The sequence below is a fragment of the Mesorhizobium sp. WSM4311 genome (assembly GCF_002295115.1).
Classification (GTDB): domain Bacteria; phylum Pseudomonadota; class Alphaproteobacteria; order Rhizobiales; family Rhizobiaceae; genus Mesorhizobium.
This window is the reverse complement of record NZ_NSFV01000010.1, coordinates 56,942-75,270: the sequence shown is the minus strand read 5'-3', so window position 1 is coordinate 75,270 and position 18,329 is coordinate 56,942. Positions and strand designations below refer to the sequence as shown.

Sequence of the window (18,329 nt, the reverse complement as noted above, 5' to 3'; positions counted from 1 at the left end):
CGCAGCCCTCATTTCGGTACTCTAACGTATGCGCTTGTGGCAAAGTGGCCTGGGCACGCCGCCCATGATTGGTCACAGAGGACGCTCGCGAAGCGCTTGGTGGCAAATTGAGCTCTGTCGTCCTTCCCATCGAAAGCTTCGGCGTAAGCCATAAGGGCTGCGTGCGCGACCACAATGAGGACAACTACCTGATAGAGCCGCAGACCGGCCTGTGGGTGGTGGCCGACGGCATGGGCGGGCACGAGGCCGGCGAGGTCGCATCGGCCAGCATCGTCGATCATCTGGCGACGATCGGCATTGCGAGCTCGGCGCCGGACCTTCGCGCGCGCTTCGAAGACCGGCTGAGCCGCGCCAATTCCGAGATCCGCGACATCTCGCGATCGCGCGGCATCACCATCGGCTCCACCTTCGCGGCCTTGCTTGCAATGGACGGACGCTTCGCCTGCTTGTGGGCCGGCGACAGCCGCATCTATCTGGTCCGCAACGGTGTGATCTTTCAGGTCTCGAAGGATCACACCGAGGTCCAGGAACTGCTGGACCGCGGCATGATCAGCGCGGAGGAAGCGCTTACCTGGCCGCGCCGCCATGTCATCACCCATGCGGTCGGCGTCAGCGATGAGCTCGAGATCGATTTCCAGCAGGGCGAGCTGATGCCGGGCGATGTTTTCGTCCTGAGCACCGACGGACTGACGGCGCATGTCAGCGACGCCGAGATCGAAGCCGCGGTGATATCCGCAACGCCGCAGGCGGCGTGCCGAAGCCTGCTGGAGACGGTGCTGGCGCGCGGCGGAACCGACAATGTGACCATCGTACTCGTGAAGATCGGCGGCGGGCGCAACGGCGCGCTCCATTCGGATCGGTCCGGAGCGGAGAGCCTGGCGAGATGAGCGACGAGAACAAGACCCGGATATCGACGAACGACATCTATGCCGGCGTCGGCACGCAGCTCAGCGGCATTTACGAACTCGACGAGAGGATCGCCTCCGGCGGCATGGGAGAAGTCTATCGCGGCCACAATATCCAAACCGGCGACCATGTGGCGATCAAGATCGTACTGCCCGAATTCGCCCGCGATCAGACGATCCTGTCGCTGTTCCGCAAGGAAGCGTCGATCCTCAACCACCTGTCGCATGACGCGGTGGTGCGCTATCACGTCTTCACCATCGATCCGAGGATCGGCCGCCCCTATCTGGCGATGGAGTTCGTGGACGGCCAATCACTATTCGACGTGATGCGTCGCGGAGCGATGCCGGGGGGAGAAGTGCGGCGGCTTTGCCATCGCCTGGCTTCGGGGCTCGCCGCGGTGCACCAGGCGGGCGCGGTTCACCGCGACCTCTCGCCGGACAACATCATCCTGCCTGGCGGGCGGGTGGAAAGCGCCAAGATCATCGATTTCGGCATCGCCCGGTCGGCCGCCGTAGGCGGTGAAACGCTGATCGGCGGGAAGTTCGCCGGCAAATACAATTACGTTTCGCCCGAACAGCTCGGTCTCTATGGCGGCGAGGTCAGCGAGCAGTCCGATATCTATAGCCTCGGACTGGTGCTCGCCGCGGCATTGCGCGGAAAGCCGCTCGATATGAGCGGCTCGCAATATGAGGTGATCGAGAAACGCCGGACCGTGCCGGACCTGTCTGACATCGACCCCGATTTCCAAGAGCTCATTGCCGCGATGCTGCAGCCGGATCCGCGCGATCGGCCGGCCAGCATGGCCGAGATCGCCAGGGCAACGCGTGGCGAGGATGTCGACGCGACATTGCCGCCGGCATCGTATGGTCCGCGTGACCGCGCGGGCTTGCCGCGCTCCGGCTGGACGGCGCTGGCCGAGTCCGGGCCGCAGCCTTCGGCCTCCGCAGGCGAAAAGCACTTTGTTGAACATGTGCGGCCGGCGCATCTGTCACAACCCCGGCCTGCGCCAGCGCCCGCGCCGGCCAGCACGCCCATGCCGGCTGCGCCGCGAAAACCGTCGCGGATGCCGGCTGTCGCCGGCGGCCTCGTGACGCTGGCGGTCCTGCTGGGCGGCGGCCTTTACTTCAGCGGCGTCCTGGCGCCTCCGCCGGCCGAAGAGAAACTCAAGCCGCTGACACCGAAGCCAGTGCCCAAACCCGGTGTTGAAGCCCCCAAGTCGGTGGCTCAAACGCGGCAGCCGGATCAATCGAACCCTCAGCCGCCGGTGCAACCTCAGCCAGAGCCTTCAAAACCCGACAATGCCGCCACCATCGAGACGGTGAACCCACCTGCCCTGCCGGATGCACAGGTGAAGCCCCCGATGCTGGCCGAGAACCAGGCGGACGCCGCGGGCGAGCAGAAACCGGAGCCGGCCAAGCCTACCGACACCCCCATGCCGACCACCAGGCCCGAGGCGCCGCCGGCAACGGAAGCACGGCAACCCGCCGAGCAAGCGCCGGTAGCGCCCCCCGTCGGCAGGCCAGCGCCGCCTGCGGCCCAGCCCGAAACCACGGACAACAGTCAGGCGCAAGTGCCCCCGGTCGAGACCAAGCCTGCCCAGGAACCGACCGCGAACCCGCCGAAGACGTCCGCGCCAAGCCAGGCGGAGGCAGGGAGCAAGCCGGCGCAGCAGGCAAATCCGCCGGCGACAGAACCCAGTGCAACGGACCTGGTCGAGATCCTTTCCAAGCTGGCCAGGCCGGGGGCTTCCTCGCCGCCGGCCTCTGAAAGCCGGTTGCCGACGCAGCCGGCCAGCCCGCCGGCGAAACCGGCTGCCCCGCCCCCGACGGCCAGCCAGCCGATACCACCAACCTCGCCATCAGAGCCGACACAGATGGCGCAGCCGTCGCAGCAACCACAGCCACCGGCAACCACACGGCCCGACACCGAAGTCGCGATCGATGTGCCAAAGCCGGCGGTTCCACCGGGAAAGCCGGTCGACGAGGCGGCGCAACGCGCCTCGTGGGTGCGCGACTTCAGCGGCGGCGACTGTTTCTATGCGTCGCTGACATCGCAAACCGCCAGCTCCGCGGCCATCGAAGGCCTCGCGACAGCCGTGCAGCCCTTCGAGCAGATGCTCAACGATTTTCGCTCGAGGTTCCATCTCGAGCCGGACATCAATGTCCATCTTATCGAGCAGCCTCAGTGTGAAGTGACCAACTTCCTGCGCGTCCTCGACCGGAACCGTGTGGAAAGTCCGCAGCTCGTTCTCGACCGGACATCGGTGCCGGATGGCGCGCCGATCAGTGGCACGCTGGTAACGCGTGGCGGGCTGGTTTCCAACGTCATGCTAATCGACCACAGGGGCATCGCCTTCAACCTCGATGATCGCATCGTGGCGCAGACCGACAAGGCGACCTTCAACATCCCGATCGGTCTAGGCGCCGCCGACAAGTCGGCCGGCAAACCCCTGCCGCAGATCATGCTGGTGATCGCCGGGCCGAAGGACATCCAAGCCGCGATGTTCTCGAAACCGACGCCGGTCTCCGAGCTTTTGCCAAAGATCCTCAAGGAGATCGGCGCCGACGGCTTGCAGTTCTCCGCCACCGCCAAGTATTTCCGGCTCGGCGGATAGATATGAACGCCGATGGACCTTCGCCCCTCGCATTCATTTTGCCGGCCTTCGTCACACGCAAAGCGTAGCTGGCTTCGATTGTTGGCGGATTTCTCCGGCCGCTTGGCATTCTCCGCGCTGTCCGGCGCGGCGCTGCTCGTTATCTTCTCGACCGACAGCGCGCATGCCGAATTCACCGTCTGTAACCAGACGCTCGACGTCGTCAACCTCGCCGTCGGACAGAAGGTCGACAATGCCGACCAGACCGACGGCTGGTGGACCATCGGCGCCAACCAGTGCGTGAACGTCATCCGCGAGGAACTGGCCAACCGCTACATCTACCTCTACGCGACCGACGTGTTCGGCCATGCGATCCTCAACGGATCGACCGAGATGTGCGTTGATCGGCGCCGCTTTTCCATCCGTGGCATCGAGGAGTGCTGGCAGCGCGGTCATATCGCGGCGCGTTTCGTCGAGGTCGATACGCTGGAGCAGGTGCGCTGGACCTATTTCCTGACCGGAAATAGCCCGTGACGCACAGCATCGACACGAGCTTCAAACAGAAGAGACTGGCACGCCTGGCCGAGCGCAGACGCAAACTCTGGCGCCGCGTTCTTGCAGGCGTTGCAACGCTCACCGTCATCGCGATCGCCACCGGCTTCTATCTTACCAAGGACAACTGGTCGTTCGGCGACGAGGATGAGGAACTGCATCCCGTCGAAGGCATGGAAGACGTGCCGCCCGACGCCTCGGTCTATGTGCCTGCCATCATCGACCTTGCCGGTGACCCGATGTGGATCACGCTGGCGCCCGACGCGGACACCGCCACGAAGGGCCACACGGTTGCGCGCCCGGCCGAACTCGACCGTTCCGGGGCCTCGCCGCAGATCGAGATTCTGTCCGACGTGATGCTGAGCGCCAGCGAGAAGTTCATGACCACGATCCCGTCGACGCAGGAGGATTTTGCCTTCTTCAAGGCGCAGCGGCAGACTGCTGCGAAGTCTTCAACCGCAGCGCCTGACGATCAGCAGCCGACCTCGCCCGCACCTGCTGCGGCGCCCAACGACCAACCGGGCGATCTGGCAAACGACCTGCAGGCGCCGCCGGACGAGGGCGAGATCCCCGCCGGCTCGGCGCCCAAGGCCGACGCGGACGACCCCGAGGCCGGCTGGGGCGAGACCATCGACCAGGGCGAGGCAGCGCTCCCCGCCTTCAAGAAAACCGCGATCGAAAACAACACCACCGTCGCCACCGTCACCAGCGAATATCAGCGCTTCGCGGCGACAGAGGACACTTTCGTGAAAATCCTCAACGACCGCAGCCTGGATAGCGTGGCGCTCGACGCGCATTTCTCCGCGGACGACGCCAGGCTTGCCGGCGAGGCGCTGAAGGCGCTGTTCAAGCGCGACGGGCTCGAGGCCGGTTTCGTGGTCGCCATGCGCGGCTTCCGGCCGAACCGCGAGACGACCACCATGTCGCTGATGCAGGTCTCGGTCTACGCCAGGAATGTCTATGTCGGCACGCTGACGCGCAACACGGCGGGCGCCTTCGTTTCCGGCGTCGACCCCTGGGTTCGCGAGGACCTCTTCAACTATTCCGGTGCCTCGGACCAGGGCGGACCCAAGCGGCAGTACCGCCTGCTCGACGCGATCTACTCGACCGCGGCACGAAACAAGGTGCCGACCAGCGTGATCGGCGAAGCGATCATGTATCTGTCGAGGGGACAGGATCTCGACGCTTTCGCCAGCGAGGACCAGCGCCTGGTGATGATCTACTCGCAGACGCCGCGCGACCAGGGCGAGATCTCCGGACGGGTGCTTTACGTCGGTGTCCTGGGTAAGGACAAGAACCTCGACTGCTTCGTCTTCCAGCAAAGCGACGGCCAATACGCCTGCGTGACCGGCGATGATCAGGTCCGCTCGCTGAACGTCACCAACGGCATGGTCACGCCGGTCGCCGGGGTGATGACGTCGACCTTCGGCCCGCGCAAGCATCCGATCCTCGGGACGGTTCGGATCCACAAGGGTGTCGACTGGGCGGCTCCGGTCGGGGCGCCGGTCATGGCCGCCTTCGACGGCGAGATTTCCTTCCAGGGCGATGGCGGCAGCTATGGCAATCTGGTCAAGATCACGCATGCCAACGGCCGCGAGACGCGCTACGCGCATATGCAAAAATTCGCCATCGCCAGCGGCGTCGGCACCAAGGTGAAGGCCGGCGACGTCATCGGCTACATCGGCACCACGGGGCTTTCGACCGGCCCGCATCTGCATTTCGAGCTCTACGAGAACGGCGAGGCGATCGACCCGCTCGGGACGGTCACCACAGTCGCCACCGCCGTTTCCGTTAGTTCCGGCGGACCCGGCGATTCCGCGGTCGAGACGCTGACAGACCGGATCGTCCATGTCGAAAGCGGCGGCAGCGCCCGCGCCAAGAATCCCAACTCGTCCGCAACCGGCGCCGGCCAGTTCATCACCAAGACCTGGATCCGGATGATGAACACCTATCGTCCCGACCTTGCCCGATCGCTTTCGACCGCCGACCTGCTCGCGCTTCGCTATGACGCGACGCTGTCGCGCGAAATGGTGCGCAACCTGGCGCGCGAAGGGGAGGCCTATCTGCGCGCCCGCGGCCACCAGATTACCGCCGGGCGTCTTTATCTCTGCCACTTCCTTGGCATGGAAGGAGCGCACCAGGTGCTGGCCGCGTCCGGCTCGTCGCAATTGACCGCCGTTCTGGGCGCAGCCGTGATCCAGGCCAATCCGTTCCTGACCGGCAAGACCGTCGGCTACGTCATCGATTGGGCCGAGCGGAAAATGGGGCAGAAAGTGCCGCGCGTGGCGACCGATCAGAGCCAGCCGGCGACAACCACGACCGAGGTCCGGCAGACGTCGCCGGAGTTCGAGAAGTACAAGCAGGCGATAACCGCGTTGCTCAATTCAATCCAAGAGACGCTTGAGCCGGGCTGAGCAATTCCAGGAAAAGTGTGAACGGTTTTCCCGGGAAGAGCGCGTAGCGCTTGCCCTCGGGAATTGCGTCAAAACAAAGAATTGGACCGTCCTGGCTCAAGGGCGGCACGATCGCCTGCTCGATCGGTTTTGACACCGGCATTTCGGCAAATATTTGCTGAGGCCAGGTGCATTCGGTGAACCTAAGCCGTCGTCGGGGCTACACAAGCCTGAGAGCCATTTTGGCAGAAGCGACTTATGGCTGACGAAATGAGCATGCGCAGAGATCGATAGCGTGCCCCGATGGGCCGGAGGGCTGATCCATGAAACTGTTTGCCATCCTTTTGAGCGGAGTTGTCCTTTCCATCCTTGCCGCCTTCGGCGTCCAGGCCGCAACGGCCGGGGGCAAGCGTGTCGCGCTGGTCATCGGCAACAGCAAATATGTCAACGCCGTCGCCTTGCCCAACCCGGCGAACGACGCCCACTTGATTGCGTCGACGCTGCGCAACGCCGGCTTCGACGTGATCGAAGGCGTCGACCAGGACAATGCCGGCATGCATGGCCTGATCAGCAAATTCACCGAAGAATCCTACAACGCCGACCTCGCGGTCATCTTCTACGCCGGCCACGGCATGCAGGTCGACGGCAAGAACTATCTCATACCGGTCGATGCCGATCTGACCTCGCCCGCCTATCTCAAGACCCGCACGGTTCAGATCGACGAGTTCATGGCGGCGCTGCCTGCCGATCCCGCTGTTGGCATCATCATTCTCGATGCCTGCCGCGACAATCCGCTGGGTCGTACCCTGGCTGCGGCTCTGCCCAAGAGCCGCTCGCTTGGCGCCGGCCTCGCGCCGGTGGATGCAAAGGCGGACGGCGTCGGCACCGGCGGTGTCCTGATCGCTTACGCAACCGATCCCGGCGCTATCGCTTTCGACGGTGACGGCTTAGACAGCCCCTACTCGCTGGCGTTGGCCAAGCACCTGACCGAACCCGGTGTCGAGATTCAGAGCGCGCTGACGCGCGTGCGCGGCGACGTGACGGAAGCAACGCAAGGCCGGCAGCGCCCATGGCACAACGCATCGCTGGGACGCGAGGTTTTCCTTGGCAAGCCGTCGGCACAAGCCGCGGGGGCGCCGATCGCCGATGCAGCCGGGACGACGGCCTCGCCTGCCCCCGCGCCGTTGGCCAGCGATCCGCCGTCCTGGGAGGTCGAGCAGCGGCTTTGGGACGAGGCTTCGAAGAAGAATGCCATTCCCTATTACGAGGCCTATCTCGACCAGTTCCCGAGCGGCCCCTTCGCCACGGTGGCAAGGCTCGACATCGACCAGTTGAAGGCCCCCAAGGCGGGCAAGCAGGTCGCGGCGCTCGACACGAGCGATGCGGACGCGAGTGCCGGCTCGGCCGTTCGTACCTCGGCCGCCGACCAGGTCCGCGCCGCACCACCGAAGAAACAGGTCGTGCAGAAGACCCGCACGCTGAAACCGGTGGCGCAGCGGAAACCGCGAAGACAGCAGATCGTCGAGCGCTGGCGCAACAGGGAGATTGTGATGCGCGACGAGCCGCGCCGGAGAGACAACAATGACTTCCTGACCAAGGCGCTGATTTTCGGCAGCGGCGTCGTGATCGGCGGCGCGATGAGATATTGATCATGGCCCGTCAAAGGGAACCTGCTCTGGACGAGTTCCCTTTTGCCGCTATCGCTGTCGACGGATCGGCCTGGCGGCGACCGCCTACTCCGTCCTGATGCGCATTTCCACGCGCCGGTTGACCGGATCGTAAGGATTGGCGACACGCGGGTGCGACTTGCCAAGGCCGATTGCTTCAAGCCTGGCAGGTTCTACGCCGTTCGCTTCGAGGAAAGCCGCCACCGACTGGGCCCTCCGCTGCGACAGGTCCTGGTTGTAGCGATCCGGGCCGGTTGCATCGGTATGACCTTCAACGACAAAGCTGAACGTGCTCAGCCGATTGTCCTTCAGCGCCTTGGCGAACTCGTCGAGTTCGGTACGCGCCGTCTGGTCGAGTTGCGCGGAATCAAGGGCGAAATTGATCATCATGTCGAGACCGGTCTTTTGTGCAGCCGAGCCAGTCTTCTCGGCCTTGCTCTTGCACTCTTCCTCCGTGCCGACGCAGATGCCGCGCGCGGCACCCAGATTGCCGGGCTGTCCGGCGAAGAACTTGACGATGTCTTCCGATTTCTGAAGCGGATCGGCAAAGACGTGCGTTGCAAAAAGCATGGCCGCCAATGCCAAGGCTGAACTGCCCCATCGCATGACCGTCACTCCTGTCCAAGAGGATTTCGCTGGCGCATCATATCAAATCGGCAAGCGATTGTCTGTGAACAAACGCATGCCGCCCTGGTCGCCGCCTGCCAACGACTGACGCTTGACCGGCGCGCGGCCACAGGCTTGAGTGCTGTTCTGGTGGTTCTTGGGGTGTGGCAGCCATGGCCAATGAACTCGGATACAGAACGGCACGGGATCTGTTTCTCGCTTGTCCCGCCATCGCCAGGGACATGAAGTCGCTGGCCACCGGCCAGCCGCCGCTTGATTTTTGCCGAGCCTTGCTTGCCGGGCGCGTGCCGGAAGAAGCAGTCACGTTCTGTGCCTACCTGCTGCCCGAGCGAGCCGCCGTCTGGTGGGGACATGAATGCCTGAGCAATCTCGCCGAGCTCCTCGCGGACCGGGATCTCGAATTGCTGGCGCTTGTCCACGACCGCGTCGGCGAACCTGACAATCCCCACCATCAAGCAGTCTTGAGCAATTCCCTGGACCTGCCGCCGGCGACGCCGGCCGCCTGGATCGCTCTGGCAGCGGTATGGCGCGATCCGACCCTCGACATGGTGTCGACCGGATTTCCTGCCGCCCATGCCGTGAATGCCGGAATTCTGGCCGGGCTGGCCCGCGCCTCGCTGGCGGACCGGTTTTCCGTGCTTTCGGCCTTTGTCGAAATGGGCATCCAGATGGCGGAGATGGCGGCGTAACGGCATTCGCCGATCGCTGCCCGTCATCGCTGGTATCAGGCCGGCATTATTGGCAGCCGCCTTGCGCCCATCTGGCCAACGCGACCTTGAAGCGGGTACCGAGCGGATGCTGCAGGCGCAGGACCGAGACGTCGTTGGCGGCGAAATTTTTCGCCTGCTCGCAAAGCCGGACCTCATTCCACTCATGGCAGTTGTTGCAGTGCTTGCCTTGCCAGACCGATTTATCGAGGCCTTCCACCGGACTGAAAAGCGGTTCGCTCTTGATAAGTTGGGCGATGCTCTTGCCGTCGATCGCCGGGTCGCCGAACTTCACGGGACGATCGAAAAGGATAGGACCGTCTGTAGCCAGCTTCGGGATTTTCGCACGCAGCGTATCAAGCGCAAGCTGGTCGGCATTCTGGCCTGGCGAAGCGCCGGTGTTGCGCGTGTCGGATCCGGCTTCAGATTTCGGGGGGCTCGCCTCGCCGACGATCAGCGGCGCCTTGAGATCGACCTTGTGCAGGACGACCTCGGTGGTCAAGGAAACATTGATCCAGGGGCGTTGCTTGCCGGCGGTCGCCTTGAAGACGTCGCTGGTCACCCTGTTCATCGCTTCGGTGATGGAGACATTGGATTCCCCAATGTGCTGAAGCAATGCCGTCGTGAAGGGCGAGTGATCGCCGGACCCGTCATAGGCGAGCTGGTTGGGACTGGCGGCAAAGGCGACGAGCGTTCCGGCGCCGCCATTCTCGATCGGAATTTCCGCAAGGCCGCTGCTTGCACCCTTGACGCCGGCGGTCTTTGCCAGCACCTCGGCCAGAGGATTGTCCCGGCATGCGTCCAAAAACACCAGCCTTATGCTGGTCTCGCGAGACATCTGACGCAAAATGAAATCGACCGACACGGCCTCGAAGTCGAGCGAGGTCTCGTCCTCGAGCGCGGCATCCACCGGAAGCAGATAGTTCTTGCCTGAAACCTGCAGGCCATGGCCGGCATAGAAGAAAAGCGCCACGTCGGCGCCGCGCACCTGCTTGGCGAACTGGGCGACCGTGGCCTGCGTCTGCTGCTTGGTGAGGTCGAAGCCGGATATCACCTCGAAACCAAGGTTCTGCAGGCGATCGGCCATCGCTTGGGCATCGCGTGCAGGATTGGCGAGCGGCGCTGCGTGCTGATATTGCGAGTTGCCGAGCACCAGCGCGATACGGCGCTCGGCACTGGCGGCCGTCGAGGTCAAAAGCAGGACAAGGGCGACAAGGCCGGCGCCGCGAAGCAAGACGGCGCAAAAGGCCATTGTACGGGAACCCACCCCGACCTCAGTTCGCGAGCTTCGTGGCGGAGAACTCGATCCGCCGGTTGAGCGCCTTGTTCTTCGGCGTGTCGTTGGCGGCAACCGGGCTCTCCTCGCCATGGCCGGCGGCAGTGATCTGCTGACGCGGCACGCCACCGGCGACCAACGCATCGGCAACCGCCTGCGCGCGCCGTTCGGAGAGCGCCTTGTTGGCCTCGGGCGAGCCGTCCGAGTCCGTATAGCCGGAGACCTCCACCTTCAAGGTCGGGCATTTGCCGACGACACCTTCGACTTCGGTGAGCAGCGGACGGCTCTTGGCATCGAGCCGGGCGCTGGCCGGACGAAAGTAGATGGCGCCGGTGCGCGACAACACGGCAAACCGGTTGAGGCACTCCTCGTCGCTGAAATTGGCCTTCGCCGCGTCGGTGGCCACGGGACCGACATCGGCGGTGCCGGCAGCGACCGTCTGCACCGCGGCCGGCTTGCTGCCTTCGGCGACGAAGACGAAGTCGAAGGACACCGAGGCGGTGGGCACGATGTTCGTCACATTGGCGGCCTGCTGCAGCTTGTCGACGTTCGGCAGCAGGCCGAAATCCTCGACATGCACCGCGACGGGAGCCTCTGACGCCACGGAAACCTGGGTGTCGCTGATCATGGTGACGACGACGCTCGCCTCCAGATCCTTGTCGACGGCGTGCAGGCTAAGCCGGAACGGCAAGCTTGCCTTGATCCGGCGTTTGGCCGGCAAGTCGGCAAAGGCCGCCGGGTCCACCTTCGCCGTCAGCTCGGCCGTCGGATATTTGAATGTTTCGAAGAACAGGAATCGCATGCGCACATTGCGCAGGTCGACGCCAGTATCGACCGAATTGAGATCGAAGCTGACCTTGGCGTCACCCGCAGCGCTGAGCGTGCCGGTGATGTTCCTGATCTTGTTGGTCTCGACGATCGTGTTCTTCTTGACCGACTGATAGGTGAGCACCGACGCGTCAGGATCGAGCGTCCAGTTCGGCGCGGCGTTGGCGGCGTGCGGTTCGAAGACCAGCAAGCCCAGCAGCGCGGCAAGGACCAAACCAAAGGCTCCGGCCTTCGCTCGCACTTTTCGACAGAATACGACGACTTCGAACATGGAACGCCCCCGCCAGGACAACCTATCTCGATACCGCAGGAGATGGCAGCATAGAGCAGTTGCCCTTGCTTGGCGAGCGGTTACGGCAGGCCATGGTAGCCGCGATGCCAGGGTATGAAGTTACCTTGTTGATCTCCGTCACCAGCTGCTACCACCGCCGGAACTACCGCCACCGTTACCCACCCAAAGGAGCGACGACCGGCGGGGCTTCGGTTTGGGCCGGCTCGATCGTGCGAACGGCCTTCGCCCGGTGTTGGTGTTTCGTCGTCGAGGCCGGATCGACCCTGGGCGTCACCGTTGTGCACCCGGCAACAGCCAGAGCGCCGGATAGAATTGTCGCGACGATTGCCTGTTTTGATGCCCAACCCACCACACTGCCTTCTTGTTGATCAGGCCGCACGAAATCTGCCCCTGCCGTTGGAACATTAGAGATCGATAACGGTTCTTTCGCTTATACCGCTGTGTGGTGTCGGCTGAAGGTCGCTTGAGCAACCCGAGCGGCTCGCGCCCATGATCTCTTAGCCGCGAGCTCTCAGACGTCGAGCTGAAGACCCTAGGTCGAAGACGACAGGCTGCGGACGCCGCTGAAAGCTAAGAACAGGAGCTAATCATGAAACATCAGACACTTGAGGAACTGCAGTCGATCGCCGACATCAATCCGAAGGCGCCGGCTCTGCCGATGACCAGAAAGCAACGGATCGAACGGTGGGCGGAACTGCTCGAAATGAATCCGTCGCGCTGCCTGACCGCGCTCACCGGTACCGAGCGTCTTAACTCCGGGCTCCGCGAAGAGGCACGGGCAACCGGGTCGCCGATCACGGTTGCCTTCGATGATTCATTGCTGCGTGCATCGGGCCTGAAATCGGACACTTACGGCGAAGCCAAGCGCTTCTTCGAACTGTCCGACTGGCAGTTGCACGACATCGTCTGCAGTTGCCATGCCGGTGCCACGATGCGGGCCGACTGGGCGGCCGGCAGAGTGCGCAGGGTGCTCGGAGGCAGCAAGGTTCTTGCATGGCTGAGAAGTATAATGGTGCACGGTTGAGCGCCAGACGCTAGGTCAGCGAAGACGCCGCGCCGCCTCGGCTGCAAAATTGCCAGCTGGCGAGGCGGCGCTCGCTGGCCTGCGGGGTTTTGCGGAGCATGTCCTGGAGTGGGGCCGGCGACCTGGCCTTGCTGCGTCATGGAAACAGGTACTGGCGGGGTGCATCGATGGTCAGGCTCCTTCTCCTCGTGGCTGCGGCGCTTGCCCTCACTTGCGGCGGGACAGCGGCGGCCAAGCTGGACCTCGCCACTGTCAATCAAGCGCAATTCTCAGCCGAAGGATCGAAAGGCTTCAGCCCGGTTATCCTGAAAGCGCAGATACTTTTGGATCGCGCCCGCTTCTCGCCAGGCTTGATCGAGGGCCGCTTCTCGGAGAACGTCGCAAAGGCCATCAGGGCCTTTCAGACTGCGAACGGATTGCCCTCCGATGGGAAGCTCACGCTGGAGACCTGGGACAGGCTGACGGCAACCTCCACCAACCCGGTTGTGGTGAGCTACGAGCTGACGCGCAAGGATCTAAGCGGACCCTTTACCAAGCGCATTCCGGCGCGCATGGAGAGGATGGCCCACCTGCGGAGGCTCGGCTATCACAACGTCACGGAGAAGCTCGCCGAGCGCTTCCACATAAGTGAGCAATTGCTCAGGAGGCTCAATCCGGGCATCGGCTTCAGGAAGGTCGGCACTAAGTTGCTGGTTCCGGATGTAGACCGGGGTGATCCTCCCGCCACAATTGCCGGGATCGAGGTCGACAAGGGCGCACGCCTGGTGCGCGTTCTTGATCCTTCCGGTAAATGGCTCGCGGTCTTTCCCGCATCCATCGGCAGCGCCGAGAAGCCGGCGCCGAGCGGCGAGGCGCAGGTCAAGCGCGTCGTGCGCAATCCCACCTATCACTACGATCCGCACTTCGCTTTCAAGGGGGTCAAAGCCAAGCGGCCGTTCACGATTGCGGCCGGACCGAACAATCCCGTGGGGTCGGTCTGGATCGATCTTTCCATCGAGAGCTACGGTATTCACGGCACGCCCGAACCGGGCAAGATCGGCGCGACCTTCTCGCATGGCTGCATCAGGCTGACCAACTGGGATGCCGAGGACCTCGCCTCCATGGTGCAAAAAGGCACGAAAGTCAGCTTCAAGGACGAGATGGCGAACTCAGGCGGCGGGTAGAAGGCGAAGTCCAGCTCGGCCTTCTCGCGTCGTCCTTTGGCCTGGCAACAGCGCGGGCGACGCGCCGTAAACGAAACGCCGCTTCCGGCGTCGGAAGGCATTCGCCGCCGCGGGCGGCGCTCACGGGTGAATGAGCCGGCCGCATTTTCAGAATTATGATCAATCGTCGAGGCGCGTCGGAACCTTTCGTCCGCGATGCACTTCATTTGCATGTCCCAGAAGGTTGAACCCCCAATCCTGCCAGAGGACAGCCCCGATCGGGAGGTCAACTGCGAGGTCGCATTGGAGCCCGCATTCGAGGAACTGGTCGCTTCGTCACAAGCCCGCGGATGGACAGCCCAGGAGACGGCAATAACCCTCCTGAAAATCGCAAAAGCGCATGCGGCCCAGCTTGAGGCCGTCGTAGACACAGACGGCTTTTGGAGGCAGGGCAGGTCGATCTCGTTGGATGCAGCAGCAGACGTCTTTCGCGAGGCGATGCGGCAGACCCTCAGGCAGTACTCACTTTGGTATTTGGTCGAGGGCGCGATGCTGGTCGCAGCCGGAATTCTGGCAGTGACCTTTCCGATGATCTCGTCGATTGCCGTGGTGAACTTGCTCGGCTGGGTGCTGATCGTCAGCGGAAGCCTACAAGGCATAAGCCTGATCGGCGCGGGCCACGTGCCTCATTTCTGGCTGCAACTCATCTCCGTCATCCTTGCTGTGCTGATTGGTCTTCTCTTTCTGCGCCATCCTGGAAACGGACTGCTGACCATCACCTTGCTGCTGATCGTCTTCTTCATGATCGAGGGCATCGCGAAGGTAGTTTTCGCCCTCACCATCCGCCCCTTCCCCAACTGGGGCTGGGTCCTGGGGAGTGGGATGATCGGGATTCTTCTTTCCGTGACGCTGTGGGTCAGGATCCCGGTGACAGCCGTATGGCTGATCGGACTGCTGCTGGGGATAGAGTTGATTGGTGTTGGCGCCGCGATTGCTTACCTGGCCTGGCATGTGCGGAAGAGTTGAACGCTTACCGGCTTGGCTGGTCCCAACATCTGTGAAACGTCCAGATCGGGATTTTTCTTGCTGTTGCCGGCCGCGAGACTGCAGAAGTAGCCGCTGGCCAGCACCCCAGCTATCCTGGCAAAACTCACAAATGCCTGCGCCTGTTTGGTTGTCATTTGCTCGGTGATTGCGGCGGTCGCTCTTGACGCGGCGGAAATCGATTCCCAACTCATCTTTGTCGGTCGCCGTGCAAGGGGCCGACGTGTCAGGGAGCGCCAGGCTTCTTGGCGTTCCCTCGTATCTATGTTGCTCCAAGGAGGATGTAGCTATGAGAACGAACGTGGACTTTTCCCCCTTCTATCGGTCGAGCATCGGCTTTGACCGCATCTTCAACCTGCTCGAAAACGCCAGTTCGCCACAGAATGCGGACAACTGGCCGCCTTACGATATCGCCAAGCTCGGCGAAGACACCTACCGAATTGTCCTAGCGGTGGCCGGTTTCGGTGAAAACGAGCTTATGATCACGCATCAGCCGAATATGCTGGTGATCGAGGGCGCCAAGACAGAGAACGAGGAGGTCCAGTACCTCCATCATGGCCTGGCGCTGAGGCCGTTCGCGCGCCAATTCGAACTGGCCGACCATGTAACCATAGTCGGGGCGAAACTCGAAAACGGTCTGCTGATCATCGACCTCAAGAAGGAAATTCCCGAGGAGATGAAGCCGCGCCGCATCGCGATTAATGTCGAGACCGACAAAAAGGCGGCCTCCAAGCGCATTGAAAGCGCGGCGGCCTGATCTTTGGCGGTCGGCCTGCAGAAGACACCCCGTCCTGTCGTGGGTGGGATCCGGGTGCGACCCATAAAACGAAAAGGAGAAGGACAAATGAGCGTACGGAACTTGATTCCCTGGAGCCGTGGCGGCGCGTGCCCCCTCTCAACGGGACTTGGCCAAGCGTGGAGTTCTCGGAAACCGATAAGGAAATCCGGGTGACGGCCGAAATCCCGGGCCTCGATGAGAATGACATCGAGGTCATGCTGGATGATGGTGTCCTGACGCTTCGCGGCGAGAAGAAGGCAGAGACCGAGGACAAGGATCGCCAGTTCAGCGAACGCTATTATGGGCGCTTTGAGCGGCGCTTCAGTCTCGGCCGTGAGGTTGAAGATGACAAGGTCGCGGCCGCGTTCAAGAATGGTGTGCTCACCGTGACACTGCCAAAGACCACAAAGGCGCAGGCAAACGCCAAGCGCATTGCGATCAATGGCAGCAAATGACTGTCGCGAAGGAGTGCCGGGGCTCGACTAGCCCCGGCACTCGCAGATAGCGAGATGGTCAAATGACGTCCATTGAATGCCCATCTTCGGGGGTATTTCGACCGGAAGGAAAAGGATAACCATGACACGCCAAGACGTTGTCTCGGTCCTCGGGCCTGTAGACGACGTGACAATTGCGGAGATCATCGCGTCCGGTGCCTCGCTCGAGGAATTGAGAGAGGCGTGGGCCTGGGCCTTTGGTGACGAGGCGCCGATGAGCCAGGGGCGACCGCTGCCGGGAACACGGGTGGCAGCGCTAATCGACCTGATCGAGCCCGATGACGAAGGCGACGTGGCAGATCCGGCCTAGGCGCATCCGGGCATCGGTAGTTGATCAGAGATGCATGGATCGCCACGCTATTCCAGCGATTCCAAGCGCGCCGTTTAAGGTCCGAGGATGCTTGCGGACTTGGGCGGCCTCGCCCGACAACGGCGTGTCGTTGGCATGACAGTTCGCGAGGCCGTCGCTGCAAGTGTCTTGCCAGCTTCGAGCCCTTGTTCCTGAAAGACTGCGAAGACGACTACTGGCCGACGTGTAGGCGGCCCACGAGAAGGCGGAGGGGCGACCTGCACTAGCCTGTCAGTTCATTTGCAAGCAGCCAGGTCCTTCAATGCCTTGTCGGCATTGGCCTTGCTTGTATACGTCTTATTGCCGGCATCGGTCAGTTTGTGCCGTCCGGTTTTTTTGGTCACCACCTCACTCTTCTTGGTCGCCGCATCCTTGGCTACCCAGTACTCCTCCTCCCCATGGCACTAGTGACGCGTCGACCGATGCGGCGGCGGTACGACCTGCCGCCGCAAGCGAAATCAACCGTCAATTTCTGTAGGATGGTCTGCAGCGCTAATCTTAGGCCCTGTCATCCAAGGCGGCGCCACGGGAATATCCTCAATGACACCGACCCTGCGTGCCCAAGTCGTGAATGTCTTGTGTGCCGCATCGACGGACTTTCGACCATCATATGCCGAGTAGCAAGTGTCACTCGCCGCTGCGTGAAGCAGGCCGCGCCTTTCGAGGGGCCATTCCTCAAGAAACTCTATCGCATCCATGACACAAGCGATCCTTCTGAGAGCGAAGCCATCGTCTCGTACGAAGATCGTCTGTTTGAACATTCCATCTTCCATGTGACCTCCCTTCAAACTGCGTGACAACCGATCCTGCCTCGCCTGCGTGTGGCAAGGATCTCAGTTCCGGCAAGTCGACGAGCTTGGGCGAATACCATAGCAAACAGGGCAGAGTTCGACTTGAGATCCGCCAAGCCGCCGCCGGACATAGTGCCGGACATAGTAAAGAGATCGGAGACACCTCTTTTAGGTTCAAGGGGTGTTGGCAACCAGACAGCCAGAACCTTCTTCAAAGCACCGTGACAACAACAAAGGGCGTCTCTCCTGTCGCGCGTTCAGGCGTTAAGTCTTTGCGGGCGTTCTCGAGCCTGCCATTCCTCGCGGTCACAGCCTACCTCGGCGCGACTGTCGTCCAGTCGGCGAAGTGCATCCATCACGGCGTCGAACGTCACCGGGCTAGCAGCGCCCGGTGGCTTTCGCAGCGCAGGCATGGAGTCGACGGCGCAAGCATCAGAAGCCCATGAGGCAAGAATGGCGCGCTTTTCCTGAGTGTCGAGCGTGCGGTCGCCCACCACCTCATTGGGGTGACTAAAGTGCCGCGCCGGAAACAGCAGGCGGTCAAGCGAAGGATCAGAGGCCTCAGGGGCGATCGAGGGGATGTTTTTCGGGAAAGTTCGTTCCATCGATAGTCTCCACTTCCTAACAAATCTCCTTGGCATCGGTTTTGCGCTCGAGCCCCTTTTTCAGGTTTCCAGCGCCGAAAAATTTCGTAGAGTCCCTGCGGAATTTCAAGATCTGAAAGTCGCGCGTCCTAGCGAAAATAGCTGCATGAATTCATGTCACTAGCGCTCTTGTATGCAGAGTGCCAAAATTTTTCCAGCGACCCCTTGAAACTCGAAAATTCCAAAACTAGCTCGATATCCGCGCGATGCCTGAAAAAGGGT

18 protein-coding genes and 1 pseudogene are annotated in these 18,329 nt (G+C 62.5%); 13 read left to right on the top strand and 6 right to left on the bottom strand.

Annotation, left to right across the window (positions count from 1 at the left end):
- Nucleotides 1-107 precede the first annotated feature (107 nt).
- From CK226_RS24660 to CK226_RS24640, 5 genes are all read left to right on the top strand, one after another.
- Nucleotides 108-887 (top strand): PP2C family serine/threonine-protein phosphatase, encoded by a 780-nt coding sequence (locus CK226_RS24660; protein WP_095793321.1) that lies wholly within the window; start codon nucleotides 108-110, stop codon nucleotides 885-887.
- Nucleotides 884-3,520, top strand: coding sequence for a serine/threonine-protein kinase (locus CK226_RS24655; RefSeq protein ID WP_095793320.1), 2,637 nt, complete (start codon nucleotides 884-886; stop codon nucleotides 3,518-3,520). Before CK226_RS24660 ends, CK226_RS24655 begins: the two co-directional genes overlap by 4 nt.
- 102 nt (nucleotides 3,521-3,622) lie before the next feature.
- A complete protein-coding gene (locus CK226_RS24650; RefSeq protein ID WP_245437832.1) occupies nucleotides 3,623-4,033 on the top strand; it encodes a DUF1036 domain-containing protein in 411 nt (136 codons plus the stop codon).
- Nucleotides 4,030-6,465: a M23 family metallopeptidase gene (locus tag CK226_RS24645; protein ID WP_095793319.1), complete on the top strand. Its 2,436-nt coding sequence runs from the start codon at nucleotides 4,030-4,032 to the stop codon at nucleotides 6,463-6,465. Before CK226_RS24650 ends, CK226_RS24645 begins: the two co-directional genes overlap by 4 nt.
- 302 nt (nucleotides 6,466-6,767) lie before the next feature.
- A complete protein-coding gene (locus CK226_RS24640; RefSeq protein ID WP_095775033.1) occupies nucleotides 6,768-8,093 on the top strand; it encodes a caspase domain-containing protein in 1,326 nt (441 codons plus the stop codon).
- Between the two features lie 84 nt (nucleotides 8,094-8,177).
- On the opposite strand, the gene CK226_RS24635 is transcribed toward CK226_RS24640, so the two are convergent.
- Nucleotides 8,178-8,681 (bottom strand): OmpA family protein, encoded by a 504-nt coding sequence (locus CK226_RS24635; RefSeq protein ID WP_095793318.1) that lies wholly within the window; start codon nucleotides 8,679-8,681, stop codon nucleotides 8,178-8,180.
- Between CK226_RS24635 and CK226_RS35040 the strand changes: the two genes are divergently transcribed.
- Both CK226_RS35040 and CK226_RS24630 read left to right on the top strand, forming a co-directional pair.
- On the top strand, nucleotides 8,680-8,826 hold the full coding sequence (locus CK226_RS35040) for a hypothetical protein (protein ID WP_179296064.1): 147 nt from the start codon (nucleotides 8,680-8,682) through the stop codon (nucleotides 8,824-8,826). The genes CK226_RS24635 and CK226_RS35040 overlap by 2 nt on opposite strands.
- 64 nt (nucleotides 8,827-8,890) lie before the next feature.
- Nucleotides 8,891-9,427, top strand: a complete 537-nt coding sequence (locus CK226_RS24630) for a hypothetical protein (RefSeq protein WP_245437831.1) — start codon at nucleotides 8,891-8,893, stop codon at nucleotides 9,425-9,427.
- Between the two features lie 46 nt (nucleotides 9,428-9,473).
- Here CK226_RS24630 and CK226_RS24625 read toward each other — a convergent pair whose 3' ends face one another.
- A complete protein-coding gene (locus CK226_RS24625; RefSeq protein ID WP_095775036.1) occupies nucleotides 9,474-10,697 on the bottom strand; it encodes a caspase domain-containing protein in 1,224 nt (407 codons plus the stop codon).
- Nucleotides 10,698-10,719: 22 nt separating this feature from the next.
- The gene (locus tag CK226_RS24620; RefSeq protein ID WP_245437830.1) at nucleotides 10,720-11,763 is read right to left on the bottom strand and encodes an OmpA family protein; all 1,044 of its coding nucleotides are present in this window, start codon (nucleotides 11,761-11,763) and stop codon (nucleotides 10,720-10,722) included.
- A gap of 667 nt (nucleotides 11,764-12,430) precedes the next feature.
- Between CK226_RS24620 and CK226_RS24615 the strand changes: the two genes are divergently transcribed.
- The 3 genes from CK226_RS24615 (at nucleotide 12,431) to CK226_RS24605 (ending at nucleotide 15,033) form a co-directional block, all read left to right on the top strand.
- On the top strand, nucleotides 12,431-12,865 hold the full coding sequence (locus CK226_RS24615; protein WP_095789812.1) for a hypothetical protein: 435 nt from the start codon (nucleotides 12,431-12,433) through the stop codon (nucleotides 12,863-12,865).
- Nucleotides 12,866-13,032: 167 nt separating this feature from the next.
- Nucleotides 13,033-14,028 carry a L,D-transpeptidase gene (locus CK226_RS24610; RefSeq protein ID WP_095789811.1) on the top strand — a complete coding sequence of 332 codons (996 nt, stop codon included), beginning with the start codon at nucleotides 13,033-13,035 and terminating at the stop codon, nucleotides 14,026-14,028.
- A 210-nt stretch (nucleotides 14,029-14,238) separates the two neighbouring features.
- Entirely contained in the window at nucleotides 14,239-15,033 is a 795-nt protein-coding gene (locus tag CK226_RS24605; RefSeq protein ID WP_245437829.1) for an HdeD family acid-resistance protein, read from the top strand.
- Here CK226_RS24605 and CK226_RS34490 read toward each other — a convergent pair.
- On the bottom strand, nucleotides 15,003-15,245 hold the full coding sequence (locus tag CK226_RS34490; RefSeq protein ID WP_143750387.1) for a hypothetical protein: 243 nt from the start codon (nucleotides 15,243-15,245) through the stop codon (nucleotides 15,003-15,005). The genes CK226_RS24605 and CK226_RS34490 overlap by 31 nt on opposite strands.
- Before the next feature lie 95 nt (nucleotides 15,246-15,340).
- Between CK226_RS34490 and CK226_RS24600 the strand changes: the two genes are divergently transcribed.
- The 3 genes and pseudogenes from CK226_RS24600 (at nucleotide 15,341) to CK226_RS24590 (ending at nucleotide 16,633) form a co-directional block, all read left to right on the top strand.
- Nucleotides 15,341-15,808, top strand: coding sequence for an Hsp20 family protein (locus CK226_RS24600; RefSeq protein WP_095775928.1), 468 nt, complete (start codon nucleotides 15,341-15,343; stop codon nucleotides 15,806-15,808).
- Between the two features lie 149 nt (nucleotides 15,809-15,957).
- Nucleotides 15,958-16,284, top strand: a pseudogene (locus CK226_RS24595) (Hsp20/alpha crystallin family protein); the annotation flags it as partial.
- A 115-nt stretch (nucleotides 16,285-16,399) separates the two neighbouring features.
- Nucleotides 16,400-16,633: a hypothetical protein gene (locus CK226_RS24590; RefSeq protein WP_179296579.1), complete on the top strand. Its 234-nt coding sequence runs from the start codon at nucleotides 16,400-16,402 to the stop codon at nucleotides 16,631-16,633.
- A gap of 497 nt (nucleotides 16,634-17,130) precedes the next feature.
- On the opposite strand, the gene CK226_RS24585 is transcribed toward CK226_RS24590, so the two are convergent.
- Both CK226_RS24585 and CK226_RS24580 read right to left on the bottom strand, forming a co-directional pair.
- The gene (locus CK226_RS24585) at nucleotides 17,131-17,433 is read right to left on the bottom strand and encodes a DUF982 domain-containing protein (protein ID WP_280951055.1); all 303 of its coding nucleotides are present in this window, start codon (nucleotides 17,431-17,433) and stop codon (nucleotides 17,131-17,133) included.
- 287 nt (nucleotides 17,434-17,720) lie between these two features.
- Nucleotides 17,721-18,068, bottom strand: a complete 348-nt coding sequence (locus CK226_RS24580) for a hypothetical protein (protein ID WP_095775931.1) — start codon at nucleotides 18,066-18,068, stop codon at nucleotides 17,721-17,723.
- Nucleotides 18,069-18,329 lie beyond the last annotated feature (261 nt).

Coding starts and splice junctions, on each gene's coding strand:
- CK226_RS24610 (WP_095789811.1), top strand. CDS start 13,033: ATGGTCAGGCTCCTTCTCCTCGTGGCTGCGGCGCTTGCCCTCACTTGC.
- CK226_RS24605 (WP_245437829.1), top strand. CDS start 14,239: ATGTCCCAGAAGGTTGAACCCCCAATCCTGCCAGAGGACAGCCCCGAT.
- CK226_RS24655 (WP_095793320.1), top strand. CDS start 884: ATGAGCGACGAGAACAAGACCCGGATATCGACGAACGACATCTATGCC.
- CK226_RS24600 (WP_095775928.1), top strand. CDS start 15,341: ATGAGAACGAACGTGGACTTTTCCCCCTTCTATCGGTCGAGCATCGGC.
- CK226_RS24580 (WP_095775931.1), bottom strand. CDS start 18,068: ATGGAACGAACTTTCCCGAAAAACATCCCCTCGATCGCCCCTGAGGCC.
- CK226_RS24585 (WP_280951055.1), bottom strand. CDS start 17,433: ATGTTCAAACAGACGATCTTCGTACGAGACGATGGCTTCGCTCTCAGA.
- CK226_RS34490 (WP_143750387.1), bottom strand. CDS start 15,245: ATGAGTTGGGAATCGATTTCCGCCGCGTCAAGAGCGACCGCCGCAATC.
- CK226_RS24615 (WP_095789812.1), top strand. CDS start 12,431: ATGAAACATCAGACACTTGAGGAACTGCAGTCGATCGCCGACATCAAT.
- CK226_RS24635 (WP_095793318.1), bottom strand. CDS start 8,681: ATGCTTTTTGCAACGCACGTCTTTGCCGATCCGCTTCAGAAATCGGAA.
- CK226_RS24630 (WP_245437831.1), top strand. CDS start 8,891: ATGGCCAATGAACTCGGATACAGAACGGCACGGGATCTGTTTCTCGCT.
- CK226_RS24640 (WP_095775033.1), top strand. CDS start 6,768: ATGAAACTGTTTGCCATCCTTTTGAGCGGAGTTGTCCTTTCCATCCTT.
- CK226_RS35040 (WP_179296064.1), top strand. CDS start 8,680: ATGGCCGCCAATGCCAAGGCTGAACTGCCCCATCGCATGACCGTCACT.
- CK226_RS24625 (WP_095775036.1), bottom strand. CDS start 10,697: ATGGCCTTTTGCGCCGTCTTGCTTCGCGGCGCCGGCCTTGTCGCCCTT.